A 12,265-nucleotide genomic window follows, 5' to 3' on the forward strand; every position below is an offset into this window, starting at 1 on the left:
GTTTTGGGTTTTTTACATGCTTCTTTTTTGCTGGCGATAGTTTCCCGGTGTAATCCCCTCCAGCTTCTTAAATGATCTGATAAAGTTTTGCGAGTTTTTGTATTTCAGCTTTTCGGCAATGTCTTTTACCGCCATATCGGTTTCGGCAAGCCAGCTTTTCGCCATATGGTGGCGGTAGCTGGAGACATATTCGCTGAATGAAATGCCCATTTCTTTTTTGAAAATGCTGCTTAAATAGTTTGGATTGTAATGCAGCCTGCGGGCGATCTCGTCCAGTGTCAAATCGGATTCAAACTCATGGTGGATGATATGGATAATGTTGTCGGAAATATTTTTGTACTGGGCATCCGCACGGGCGTTCACTTTGTCTGTCATTGGATGAATGAACTCATTCTTGAGCCAGTTTTCGGTATCCTCAAACGTTTTCAGTTCAAAAATTTGGTCATACAGCATTTTGTTTTCTTCAAGCTCAAACAATTCGATCCCGAGCACATGCATCAGCTCAATCACATGGTTCAAAAAGCGGGCGATTGCGATTTGAAATTGATACGGGTTGGTGTTTTGGGTGAAAATAGCTTGCAAAATCGCGTGCAGGCATTTGTCCGCTTTCTCCTTGTCTCCCGCTTTTACGGCATCGAACAGCTCATGCTGAAGCTGCTTTGGAAAGTGGGTTTTGAAGGTTTTTTTCTGGTCAAGGTCTTCGTAAAAGATGATCGATTTGTTTTCCGCTTTGAGCCGGTATTTCAACGCTTCTGAGCCTTCTGCATAGGCTGTTTTCGTTTTTGCGAGCGCATCAAACGGCTGGCTGATGCCGATGCTGACAGACAGCTGCAGCTCAACTTCCGCTTTTTCCTGAATCATTCTTGCAGTCTCACTCAGCTCAGCCAAGAATTCTTCCTTTGTCCCGTTCTGGTTGATCAAAATGGTTGCTTGCTGTTTGTCCACAACGGCGGGTGCAAGATGTTTGTCTGCAGGAATGTTTCGCTCAATAAGGCTGTTGACGGCGAACAAAAGTAGATCCATATCTTTTTTCTCATAAGGCGTATGATTCAGCGTATCAATTTGAAGCACGAGCAGGGCGAGGTGCCGCCAATTTTGCTTTAAACCAAGGCTTTCAAAACGATTATTGACCTCCTCATCCGTTAGTTTTCCAAGCATGAGCCTGACCATAAAATATTGCTGCAGATGGGTTGCCTGCTGTTTCATCGTTTCTTCAAGGTCGTCATTTCTGTTTTTTAACTGCTTAAAGCTCTGTTCAATTAACTCAAATTCATTTTGAGGCGGCTGTTTCTCTTGTATGGCACCATGCCTTGCGAAGGATTCGTAAAGCACTCTGATCGGCTTATAAAAGTGGCGGGAGCCAAGCCAAGAGAACAATAATGAAAGCGCTAACAAAATGAAGCATACCGTAAAAGTGATCCAGCCGATTGACTTGGCCTCTTTTTTTAATTCAGGCAAGGAGACGAGAGAGAAATAAGTCCATGTGTTATAGTCCGATTTTTGATAGGTGACTTTATAATGAATCCGGTCAATAACTGTTTCAAACTGACCGCTATTGGCGGTCTGCGACAGCATTTTTTGGACAAAGTCGTCATTTTGAAGAGATTCACCGATGTCAGACATGTTGTTATGCAGGATGATGCGGCCCTTTTCATCAATGATAAACAGGTTGTTGGCGTTTGAATAGTCAGGCATGTTTTTGACAAGTGAACAGCTCGGGATGCTGGCGGCGGCCAATCCCTTCGTATTTGTGCTGTTTAAAGGAAGCTGTTTAATCAAATTGATATTGTAGCGGCAGTTGTCTGATGTGCCTTCTTTTGTCGAAATCAAATGATTGTTTTCTTCAAGCGTCCAATACGAGCGGCTTGCTTTGTGTTGCGTGTACGCTGCTGATGCTTCATGAAGGGAGTCTGTATTTAAACGGTACAAGCCTGAATTGTTCATGTACCATTTTTTTATATAACTGACTAGCGTCATGTTGGACAGGTCGGTATCAAAGCTTTGCAGATAGTTGAGTTCTTGGTGCACTTGGTTATAGATTTGAAATTGGTCAGAGTGCAAGGGCTCGGACAGTGTGCGAAGGAGAGGCGGCGAACTCACATAGTGGGTTAAAGAGTGATCGACGGTTTTCAAAATATGCTCAATGCTTTGCTGGGTCTGCTGAAGTGTGTCGAGTTTTTCCTCCGAAACGTTGGAGATAGCCGTTTTCTGAGAGTGCTCGTACGAAAACAATCCGACCAGAATGACTGGTATGGTGCTGAGCAGACAGAAAAACGTGATTAGTTTGTAATAAAACTTGTATTGGCTTCTTTTCATAAAACCCCCCATTTCATAACATCCACTTCATCTTAATACAATTAATCCAAAGATTGATAGATATTGTCAATAATCATTTTCTAATATCGGTGTCTTTTTTTCAGGTGGAACGGCTGAAGCCTTGATCATAAAGGGATAAGGCAGGATGTGATCATATGATTGTAGACGGACTTTTGCCTGCTGCGCTACAGTGAATGCAAGAACCCGTGAAAGGAGGCTTGGAAAAGATGAAAACAGCAGAAGCGCAAGCGCCGGCTGTTGATGCAGTCATTTTTAAAAGAGAAAAAAGAAAGCGCTTACTAAGCAAGCTGATTCAACAGAAATATTTGTACTTGATGATTTTGCCGGGGTGTATTTATTTTTTGCTTTTTAAGTATGTCCCGATGTGGGGAATTGTGATTGCGTTTCAGGATTATCAGCCGTTTCTCGGCATTTTGGGCAGTGAGTGGGTCGGACTGAAGCATTTTATCAGGCTGTTTACAGAGCCTACATTTTTTCTCCTGTTAAAAAACACGCTCGTGTTATTTGCTTTGAATCTGGTTATATTTTTCCCGGTGCCGATTTTGCTGGCGCTTCTATTAAACGAAGTGCGGATCGCTCTTTTTAAAAAGTTTGTTCAGACACTGATTTATATCCCGCATTTTATGTCTTGGGTCATTGTTGTATCGCTTTCGTTTGTGCTTTTAACGGTAGACGGAGGCTTGATTAATGAACTGATTGTGTTTTTTGGCGGCGAAAAAATCAATTTTCTGCTGAACGAAGATTGGTTCCGGCCCCTGTATATTCTGCAGGTCATCTGGAGGGAAGCGGGCTGGTCGACGATCATTTATCTGGCAGCCATTACAGCGGTTGACCCCCAGCTGTATGAAGCGGCGAAAATGGACGGAGCGGGACGGCTGCGGCAAATGTGGCATATTACGCTGCCCGCCATTAAAAGCGTTATCGTTGTTTTGCTGATTTTGAAAATCGGAGACACGCTGGAGCTTGGCTTCGAGCATGTGTATTTGCTGTTAAACGCGACAAACAGGGAAGTGGCGGAAATTTTTGATACGTACGTTTATACTGCAGGGCTGAAACAGGGCCAGTTCAGCTACAGTACAGCGGTCGGCGTGTTTAAAGCGGCGGTCGGGCTGATTTTGGTCATGCTTGCGAATCGTTTGGCGAAGAAATTTGGCGAGGAAGGAATCTATTAAGAAAGGGATGGGATCAATGGATCAATCAATCGCTGTAAAATCGCCTCTTACGTACGCGGAGGCATTGGCAAAAACCATTATGAACACGTACACAGTGGAGGAGCTGCCGCCTGCAAACCGCTGGCACTACCATCAGGGTGTTTTCTTATGCGGTGTATTGCGGCTGTGGGAAGCAACCGGGCAAAAACAGTATTTTGAGTATGCGAAGGCTTATGCAGATCTCTTAATCGATGATTATGGCAATCTATTATTTAGAAGAGATGAGCTTGACGCTATTCAAGCGGGTCTTATTCTTTTTCCATTATACGAGCAGACCAATGATGAGCGGTATGTCAAAGCGGCAAAAAGGCTGCGCAGCTTGTATGGGACACTGAACCGGACGTCTGAGGATGGTTTTTGGCACAAGGACGGCTATCCTTATCAAATGTGGCTTGACGGTTTATACATGGGCGGGCCGTTCGCACTGAAGTATGCGAATCTGAAGCAGGAGCCGGAGCTGTTTGATCAGGTCGTGCTCCAAGAGTCGCTAATGAGAAAGCATACGAAGGATTCAAAAACCGGACTCTATTATCATGCCTGGGATGAAGCGAAAAAAATGCCTTGGGCCAATCAAGAGACAGGCTGTTCACCGGAATTCTGGGCGCGTTCTATCGGGTGGTACGTCATGTCTCTTGCTGACATGATTGAAGAGCTACCGAAAAAGCATCCAAACCGTCGCGTGTGGAAAAAAACGCTGCAGGACATGATTGAAAGCATCTGCCGCTATCAAGACAAGGAGACGGGGTTATGGTACCAGATCGTTGATAAGGGCGACAGGCCCGATAACTGGCTGGAAAGCTCAGGATCAACTCTGTACATGTACGCAATCGCGAAAGGGATCAATAAAGGATATCTAAACAGGGCATACGAACCAACACTGTTCAAAGCGTATCAAGGTTTGATTCAGCATAAAACCGAAACGACAGAAGACGGTGCGTTTCTCGTCAAAGATATATGTGTCGGAACGTCAGCCGGTTTCTATGACTATTATGTCAGCCGGGAAAGAAGCACAAACGACCTGCACGGGGCCGGCGCGTTTATTTTAGCCATGACAGAGCTGGAGCCTCTTTTTAGGTCAACGGGAAAATGACAACAAGTATACGTACGGCTTTGTGTATGATCGTCTCATTGCTCTTTTTGACATCATGCTCAAGCAGGCCGGACGGAATGCATGTCATCCTCTTTTCTGATATGCAGGCAGGCGTACAGAAAAACATCAAAGAGGCCGCTGAGCAGAAGGCCGGGAAGGTTGATATCTTTCCAGCCTTTCCGGAAAAACTGCTGACTGAAATCACCGCTCACGAGGGAGATGTTTTCATCGTGCCAGAAGACATGTTTCAAGCGTACGATGATCCGGAAAATTTTCAGCCGTTAGACGGATTACGATTGGAAAAAACATCTCCTTATACAACTGTTAATAAAAAAACAGGAGAAAAAACGGCCTACGCCGTTCAGATCGAAAAAGGGGAAAAACAGCTAAACGGCTATTCTTTTCAATTGAATCGCAATATGGCGGCGTTTATCCCTGTGTACGCTAAAAAAACAGAGGAAGCGCTGCAGCTGATTTCCCAACTAACTGAAGCCCGATAGAGGTGAGGACATTGAAGAACATCGTCATTTGCGGATTGAGCAGCAGAGCTCTCAGTATGTTTATCAAACCGCTGATAGAGCGATTTTCAACACATTATGAAATTACAGGGTTGCTGGATGCAGATCCGAAACGTTTTGCCGTATGCAAGAAGAAGTTTCCCGAGCTTGCTCACGTACCGGAGTACAACGAAGACGCTTTTGATGAGATGATGCGCGTTTCAAAGCCTGATATCGTCATTGTGGCAGGCAGGGATGACACACATGTCACATATATCTTAAGAAGCCTTCAGTGGGATACGGATGTGATTACAGAAAAACCAATGGTGACGACCGTGCAGGATGCGAATCGGGTGCTTGAGGCAGAGGCGAAAAGCAAAGGGAAAGTCACCGTCGCGTTTAACTATCGCTATAGCCCGTTCCACCGGAAAATTAAAGAATTGATTCTGGACGGAAAAATAGGCAGGGTAACCTCTGTTGATTTGAATTGGTATATTGATACGTATCACGGCGCCAGCTATTTTAAACGCTGGAACCGGTCAAGACCACTTTCCGGCGGTCTTTCTGTCCATAAATCAACACACCACTTCGATCTCGTTAATTGGTGGCTCGGGCAAAATCCGGCGGAGGTATTTGCTTACGGCGCCTTGAATTACTATGGGCCGGACAGTGAGTGGAATCCGCTGCCGGAAGAAGACGGGCGTTTTTGCGGGACGTGCCGGGTTAAAGAAAAATGCCATTACTATTCAAGATGGCATCCCCGCTCCTCCAAAGCCTCTGTTAAGGATGATCATCTCCAAGCGGGAGACCAGTCCAGCTTATATACGGCATACAGGCCTGACGCGTGTATTTTTGACGAAGAGATTGACATCGAGGATACGTACGTGGCGGCTGTCAAATATGACGGAGGCGCGCTTTTAAGCTACTCGATTATATTTTCAGCCCCGTATGAAGGCTACCGGCTGACGATCAACGGCACAAAAGGGCGTATCGAATCAAATGAATTTCACGAGCCTTCCAGAATTCCGTTTGCTTTTCCTGAGCAGACGATCGAATACTATCCGCTTTTTGAATCAAAGCAGACGATACAAGTGGTCAAAAACGAGGGAGGACACGGCGGAGGCGATCCGCTTTTGCTTGAGGATCTTTTTTTAGGAAGAGACCCGCTGCGCCGCTATGACATTTTAGCCGGGGCTGAAGCAGGAGCCTACTCCATCGCGGTTGGTGAGGGGATGTGGCGCTCGGTTGCCGAAAAGAAGCCGATCGACATTAAAAGGCTTTTTCAGATGCAAAATGTATAATGCGGAAAAGGAGGGGCCGCCGTGGATCATGATGGTTCAATGGGACGGGTACTGCGCTTTTGTGAATGGATCATGAGATTTGCGTATACAAACTTGCTTTGGCTGGTTTTTACGTTGCTCGGTCTCGGTGTGTTCGGCGTCATGCCCGCGACCGCAGCTTTATTCGCTGTCATGCGGAAATGGATTCAGGGGCAGGACAACGTTCCAGTGCTAAAAACGTTTTGGCGGGAATACAAGGCTGAATTTTTTCGTTCAAATCTGATTGGCGCTGTATTGGCGATCATCGGATTGATCATTTATATTGATTTGGCCTTTATTTATCCGAGCCATTTCCTTCTGCATGTTCTGCGCTTCGCCATTATGATATTTGGATTTTTGTTCGTATCCATGCTTTTTTATGTGTTTCCGCTGCTTGTCCATTTTGACTGGAAAAAACGTCTGTATGTGAAGTTTTCGCTCTTGCTCAGTGTGGCGTATTTGCAATATACACTCGTCATGCTTGCGCTGACTGTCGCTCTCCTTTTCTTGCTTGCGTACCTGCCCGGCATTGTCCCTTTTTTCAGCGTCAGCCTGATCAGCTACTGTCATATGCGAATTGTTTATGCCGTACTGCTGAAAGTGGAGCAGCAAGACGGTGTCCCGCAGAAGAAGCACCAAACACGGGAAGCTTTTTATCCGGAGACGAGGTGATCATCATTTCTCTATCATAACGCTGTTCCAAATGGAATAGATTGATAGAGAAAGGAGAGCGGATAAGATGCTGAAGGTGGCAGTATTTGATGAAGAGCATGAAAAAGACTTACAGACGGAAATCAATTCATTTTTAAAAGGGATATCGGAGGAGCAGCTAATTGATATCAAATATACGGTTTCGGCGGCGTGTGACCCAGACGGTGAGCAGCTTTACTGTTTTTCCGCCCTTATTCTATATCGCAAATAAAAAGATCTTTCCGCAGGCGCGGAAAGATCTTTTTTTGTTAATATGCCTTTTTCACTCTTGGACTTCTCGGTTTGTCGATTTTCTCTGCTTTTTTGATCTCTTTCCGTTCTTTTGAGAGCGATTTATAGAGAGCGACAATCATCAGCAGGATGACGATAGAAAACGGAAGCGCTGCCAGAATCGCTGTATTTTGCAAAGCGGAAAGCCCGCCGGAATACAAGAGGACAGCAGCCATGGCAGATTGAATGATGCCCCAGCTGAATTTTACTGAATTGGCCGGGTTCAATGAGCCGTATGTCGTCTGCATGCCGAGCACAAATGTTGCAGAGTCAGCAGACGTAATAAAGAACACAGCGATCAGGATTAATGACAAAATAGATGTCACCATCGTCAGCGGATAGTGGTCGAGTGTTCCAAACAGCATCGTTTCACTTGACAACTTCGCAACATTGAAGATGCCTTTTTGCTGAATATCCATAGCAGATACGCCAAAGATAGAGAACCATAGGAACGCGAGAATACACGGTGTTACCAAGACGCCGATCAAAAATTCACGGATTGTCCGTCCTCGGGATACCCGGGCGATAAAAATGCCGACAAATGGAGACCAGGAAATCCACCATGCCCAATAGAAAATCGTCCAGCCGTTAATCCATTCACGTTTTTCAGGATCGTACGGCGTCAGCCTGAAGCTCATTTGCACGATGTTTTGAATATACTGTCCGATAGAATCTGTAAATGAGTTCATAATCAGTACGGTAGGCCCGGCAAACAGCACAAACAGCATTAACAGCCCGGCTAATACCATATTGGTGTTGCTCAAATACTTAATGCCTTTTCCGAGTCCGCTCCACGAAGAAACCAAGAAAAGGATAGTAACAACGGCAATCAAAATAAATTGAACGAGAAAGTTATTTGGTATCCCAAATAAGTAATTCAATCCGCCGTTGATTTGAGTTGCCCCGATACCAAGGCTTGTCGCTACCCCGGCAACTGTGGCAAAAACAGCTATACAGTCAATCAGTTTTCCGATCGGGCCGTTCACTTTATCGCCGAGAATCGGTGTCAGCGTACTGCTGATTAATCCCGGAGCGCCTTTTCGGAATTGGAAATATGCGATACATAATGCTACAACGGCATAAATGGCCCAAGCGTGCAGACCCCAGTGGAAAAACGTATAGCGGAGTGCATCTCTAAAGGCTTGGGGGGTTTCTGTTTCACCTGATGGAGAGCTAATTGCGTAATGGCTGATCGGTTCAGCCGCACCGTAGAATACCAAGCCGATTCCCATGCCTGCGCTGAACAGCATGGCAAACCATGATAATAACCCGAATTCCGGTTTTTCATCGGGCTTTCCAAGTTTAATTTTTCCGATCGGGCTGAAAATCAAAAAGAGACAGAACCCGACAAACAATGAGACAACTAAAAGATAATACCAACCAAACGAATTGGTGATAAATGCTTGTGCAGATTGGGATACGTTTTGCAGGCTGTCAGGAGAAACAACGCCCCACAATACAGCGGCAGCTGTGATCACAATCACAATCCAAAATACACTAGATATATTTTTCAAATATTCTCACCCTCTAAATTTTTTGTGTACGCCTATATCTGCTCGTAGGCTTAGTATGGTCGTACGCTGGCAGATCATTCCTCTCTTAAAATTACCCCGCAATCAGGTGAAACAAAACAAGTCTCACCCTAACATGAATGCGGAGAATTTTCAAATGTTCAGCGTTTTGTAAAAATTTGAAAAGGCTGGTCAAGAGCGGGCAAAGCGACCGGCATTGAGCCCCGCAAGCCTTCCTGTTACAAGGGCTGAGGTAATATTGTAACCTCCTGTGTAGCCGTGGATATCCAGAATTTCACCGCAAAAATAAAGGCCCTCCATTTTTTTAGAAGCCATCTTTTTCGGATCAATTTCTTTTACAGATACCCCTCCTCCTGTGACAAATGCCTTATCAAGAGACAGTGTGCCGTTCGCGAGAACGGTAAACTGCTTGCAGTCCTTTACAAATTGTCTGAAAGGGTCCTTCGGCAGCTCAGAAAATGATACGTTCGGAGAGATGCTGTTTTTTTCGAGCAAGAATAAGAGATAGCGCTCCTGCATCCAAGGTTTCAGCACGTTTTTAATGGCTTTTTTCGGTGCTTCTTTCAGTTCTTTATACATCTTTTGGAATAGTGTTTCTTCATTGATATCCGGATACAAATCAATTCTGATTGGCACTTGCGGCTGTTTTTTCAGCTCTTTCACGACAAATTGGCTGCATCTGAGAATGGCAGGTCCCGAGAGGCCGAAATGGGTAAACAGCATGTCCATTTTATGTGTGATGATCGGTTTGCCTTTTTTATTTAGCACACTGACAGCAACATCTCTAAGTGATAAACCCTGAAGTGTTTTTTGCTTAATGAACGGTTCGGCAGAAGTGACGGGAACCTCTGTCGGAAACAGCTCTGTTATTGTATGCCCTGCGGCTTCAGCCCATTCATAGCCGTCTCCCGTGCTTCCGGTATGAGGCACGCTTTTACCGCCGACAGCGATAATGACTGCCTGACTATGAATCATTTCGCCGTTATTCGTCACAATCCCTGCTGCTTGTCCATCTTCATAGATGACAGATTTAATTTTCTCGTTCGTTCTGATCGTTACGCCGAGCTGTTTCAGCCTGTTTAACAGCGCGTCAACCACACTTTGGGCTTTGTCTGTTACAGGAAACATCCGGCCGTGATCTTCTTCCTTCAATTGAATGCCGAGATTTTCAAAAAACTTGATAATGTCTTCATTGCTAAATTCAGAAAACGCACTGTATAAAAAACGCCCGTTGCCGGGGATGTGCTTAATAATTTCCTCCACAGGAAGGCGGTTCGTCACATTGCAGCGGCCGCCCCCAGAAATCGCGAGTTTCCGGCCTAATTTATTTCCTTTATCGATCAGCAAAACATCTGCGCCCTGTTCACCTGCTGCAATCGCAGCCATCAAGCCTGATGGGCCTCCGCCGATTACGATTACGTCGTATTGTTTCATCTTTATCATCAACTTTCTTTTTCCGATTCGTGTGCGCACCTTGTCCGCAGTACTATTATAGCGAAAGAAAGCCTCTCCTTAAACGTCTTTTGCCGCGAACCTGAATGTTCACAAGATTGCTTTTGTATTTATTACCGTCTAAATGCCCAGTTGTGGTAAAATAGAAAAGTTGAATCTTCGTAGAAAATGGTGATGAAGAAACATGTCAAGCAAACTGTTAAGAGGCACGTTTGTATTAACGCTCGGTACATATATATCGCGAATTCTGGGAATGGTCTATTTAATTCCCTTCAGCATTATGGTCGGGGCGACAGGCGGTGCATTATTTCAATACGGATACAACCAATACACTTTATTTTTGAATATTGCTACGATGGGCTTTCCGGCCGCTGTTTCTAAATTTGTTTCCAAATATAATTCCAAAGGGGATTATGAAACAAGCAGAAAAATGCTAAAGGCGGGCATGTCAGTTATGCTCGTCACTGGAATGATTGCCTTTTTCATTCTGTATTTATCCGCTCCGATTTTTGCGGAAATATCGCTTGGGGGCAAGGATAATAACGGCCTGACAATTGATCATGTCGTTTATGTCATTCGCATGGTCAGCTTAGCGCTTTTGGTCGTGCCGATTATGAGCCTTGTCCGCGGATTCTTTCAAGGGCACCAAATGATGGGACCGACAGCTGTTTCCCAGGTCGTTGAACAGATTGTCCGCATCATCTTTTTACTGAGTGCGACATTCTTGATTTTGAAAGTTTTCAACGGCGGCCTTGTGATCGCTGTCGGTTATGCAACCTTCGCAGCGCTGATCGGCGCCTTCGGAGGACTGATCGTGCTGTATATTTATTGGAACAAACGGAAGGGCAGCCTGTTGGCGATGATGCCGAATACGGGACCGACAGCAAACTTAAGCTACAAGAAAATGTTTTTCGAGCTGTTCAGCTATGCCGCTCCGTACGTTTTTGTCGGACTAGCCATCCCTTTGTATAACTATATTGATACAAATACGTTTAACAAAGCGATGATTGAAGCCGGCCATCAAGCCATCAGTCAGGACATGCTGGCGATTCTTACCCTGTATGTACAGAAGCTCGTGATGATCCCGGTTTCCCTTGCAACGGCTTTCGGCCTGACATTAATTCCAACGATTACTGAATCGTTTACAAGCGGAAACTATAAGCTGCTGAATCAGCAGATCAATCAAACGATGCAGACGATCCTGTTTTTAATTATTCCAGCTGTTGTCGGGATCTCTCTATTGGCAGGACCGACGTATACGTTCTTTTACGGATCAGAGAGCCTTCATCCTGAGCTGGGTGCAAACATTCTGCTTTGGTATTCGCCAGTTGCGATTCTGTTCTCTTTATTTACGGTCAACGCAGCCATTCTGCAGGGTATCAATAAACAAAAATTTGCGGTTGTCAGCCTTGTGATCGGCGTCGTGATCAAGCTTGTGCTGAATGTTCCTCTGATCAAGCTGATGCAGGCTGACGGCGCGATTTTAGCGACAGCGCTTGGATATATTGCTTCACTTTTATACGGATTTATCATGATTAAGCGCCATGCAGGCTATTCGTATAAGATATTAGTCAAACGGACTGTTTTGATGCTGGTCTTATCAGCCATTATGGGTATTGCCGTGAAAATCGTACAGTGGGTATTAAGCTTCTTTATTTCCTACCAGGATGGCCAGGTGCAAGCTGCGATCGTTGTAGTGATTGCGGCCGCTGTTGGCGGAGCTGTTTATCTGTATTGCGGCTACCGGTTAGGATTTTTGCAGAAAATATTAGGCCGCCGTTTGCCGGGGTTCTTAAAGAGAGGCAGACATGCTGGCTGATGAACGAGATATATTGAAACTGAGGGC

General features: G+C 45.1%; 10 protein-coding genes. 7 read left to right on the forward strand and 3 right to left on the reverse strand.

The window, feature by feature from the left end; translation table 11 throughout:
* Positions 1 to 12: 12 nt before the first annotated feature.
* On the reverse strand, positions 13 to 2,328 hold the full coding sequence (locus Q5C82_RS08045; protein ID WP_003223385.1) for a helix-turn-helix domain-containing protein: 2,316 nt from the start codon (positions 2,326 to 2,328) through the stop codon (positions 13 to 15).
* A gap of 215 nt (positions 2,329 to 2,543) precedes the next feature.
* Here Q5C82_RS08045 and rmgP point away from each other — a divergent pair, with 215 nt between their 5' ends.
* From rmgP to Q5C82_RS08075, 6 genes are all read left to right on the forward strand, one after another.
* Complete coding sequence (gene rmgP, locus Q5C82_RS08050; protein ID WP_003223387.1) at positions 2,544 to 3,509, forward strand: polygalacturonan/rhamnogalacturonan ABC transporter permease; 966 nt, start codon at positions 2,544 to 2,546, stop codon at positions 3,507 to 3,509.
* 7 nt (positions 3,510 to 3,516) lie between these two features.
* On the forward strand, positions 3,517 to 4,638 hold the full coding sequence (gene rmgQ, locus Q5C82_RS08055) for an unsaturated rhamnogalacturonyl hydrolase (RefSeq protein ID WP_136975888.1): 1,122 nt from the start codon (positions 3,517 to 3,519) through the stop codon (positions 4,636 to 4,638).
* Complete coding sequence (locus Q5C82_RS08060; RefSeq protein ID WP_079996437.1) at positions 4,635 to 5,138, forward strand: lipoprotein YteS; 504 nt, start codon at positions 4,635 to 4,637, stop codon at positions 5,136 to 5,138. Before rmgQ ends, Q5C82_RS08060 begins: the two co-directional genes overlap by 4 nt.
* An 11-nt stretch (positions 5,139 to 5,149) precedes the next feature.
* Entirely contained in the window at positions 5,150 to 6,436 is a 1,287-nt protein-coding gene (locus Q5C82_RS08065) for a Gfo/Idh/MocA family protein (RefSeq protein WP_003223393.1), read from the forward strand.
* A gap of 21 nt (positions 6,437 to 6,457) precedes the next feature.
* On the forward strand, positions 6,458 to 7,126 hold the full coding sequence (locus Q5C82_RS08070; protein WP_003223395.1) for a YesL family protein: 669 nt from the start codon (positions 6,458 to 6,460) through the stop codon (positions 7,124 to 7,126).
* A gap of 67 nt (positions 7,127 to 7,193) precedes the next feature.
* Entirely contained in the window at positions 7,194 to 7,376 is a 183-nt protein-coding gene (locus tag Q5C82_RS08075) for a sporulation protein Cse60 (protein WP_003223398.1), read from the forward strand.
* A gap of 37 nt (positions 7,377 to 7,413) precedes the next feature.
* On the opposite strand, the gene Q5C82_RS08080 is transcribed toward Q5C82_RS08075, so the two are convergent.
* Together Q5C82_RS08080 and Q5C82_RS08085 are read right to left on the reverse strand one after the other, a co-directional pair.
* Positions 7,414 to 8,949, reverse strand: a complete 1,536-nt coding sequence (locus Q5C82_RS08080) for a BCCT family transporter (protein ID WP_003223399.1) — start codon at positions 8,947 to 8,949, stop codon at positions 7,414 to 7,416.
* Between the two features lie 189 nt (positions 8,950 to 9,138).
* Positions 9,139 to 10,401: an NAD(P)/FAD-dependent oxidoreductase gene (locus tag Q5C82_RS08085; protein WP_032727399.1), complete on the reverse strand. Its 1,263-nt coding sequence runs from the start codon at positions 10,399 to 10,401 to the stop codon at positions 9,139 to 9,141.
* A gap of 202 nt (positions 10,402 to 10,603) precedes the next feature.
* Between Q5C82_RS08085 and murJ the strand changes: the two genes are divergently transcribed.
* A complete protein-coding gene (murJ, locus tag Q5C82_RS08090; protein ID WP_013308033.1) occupies positions 10,604 to 12,238 on the forward strand; it encodes a lipid II flippase MurJ in 1,635 nt (544 codons plus the stop codon).
* Positions 12,239 to 12,265 lie beyond the last annotated feature (27 nt).

This window comes from uncultured Bacillus sp., assembly GCF_958411575.1.
In the GTDB taxonomy this organism is placed as follows: domain Bacteria; phylum Bacillota; class Bacilli; order Bacillales; family Bacillaceae; genus Bacillus; species Bacillus spizizenii.

Excerpts from the sequence above, each read along its gene's own strand:
- Q5C82_RS08085 (WP_032727399.1), bottom strand. The coding sequence starts at position 10,401 with ATGAAACAATACGACGTAATCGTAATCGGCGGAGGCCCATCAGGCTTG.
- murJ (WP_013308033.1), top strand. The coding sequence starts at position 10,604 with ATGTCAAGCAAACTGTTAAGAGGCACGTTTGTATTAACGCTCGGTACA.
- Q5C82_RS08045 (WP_003223385.1), bottom strand. The coding sequence starts at position 2,328 with ATGGGGGGTTTTATGAAAAGAAGCCAATACAAGTTTTATTACAAACTA.
- rmgP (WP_003223387.1), top strand. The coding sequence starts at position 2,544 with ATGAAAACAGCAGAAGCGCAAGCGCCGGCTGTTGATGCAGTCATTTTT.
- Q5C82_RS08075 (WP_003223398.1), top strand. The coding sequence starts at position 7,194 with ATGCTGAAGGTGGCAGTATTTGATGAAGAGCATGAAAAAGACTTACAG.
- rmgQ (WP_136975888.1), top strand. The coding sequence starts at position 3,517 with ATGGGATCAATGGATCAATCAATCGCTGTAAAATCGCCTCTTACGTAC.
- Q5C82_RS08060 (WP_079996437.1), top strand. The coding sequence starts at position 4,635 with ATGACAACAAGTATACGTACGGCTTTGTGTATGATCGTCTCATTGCTC.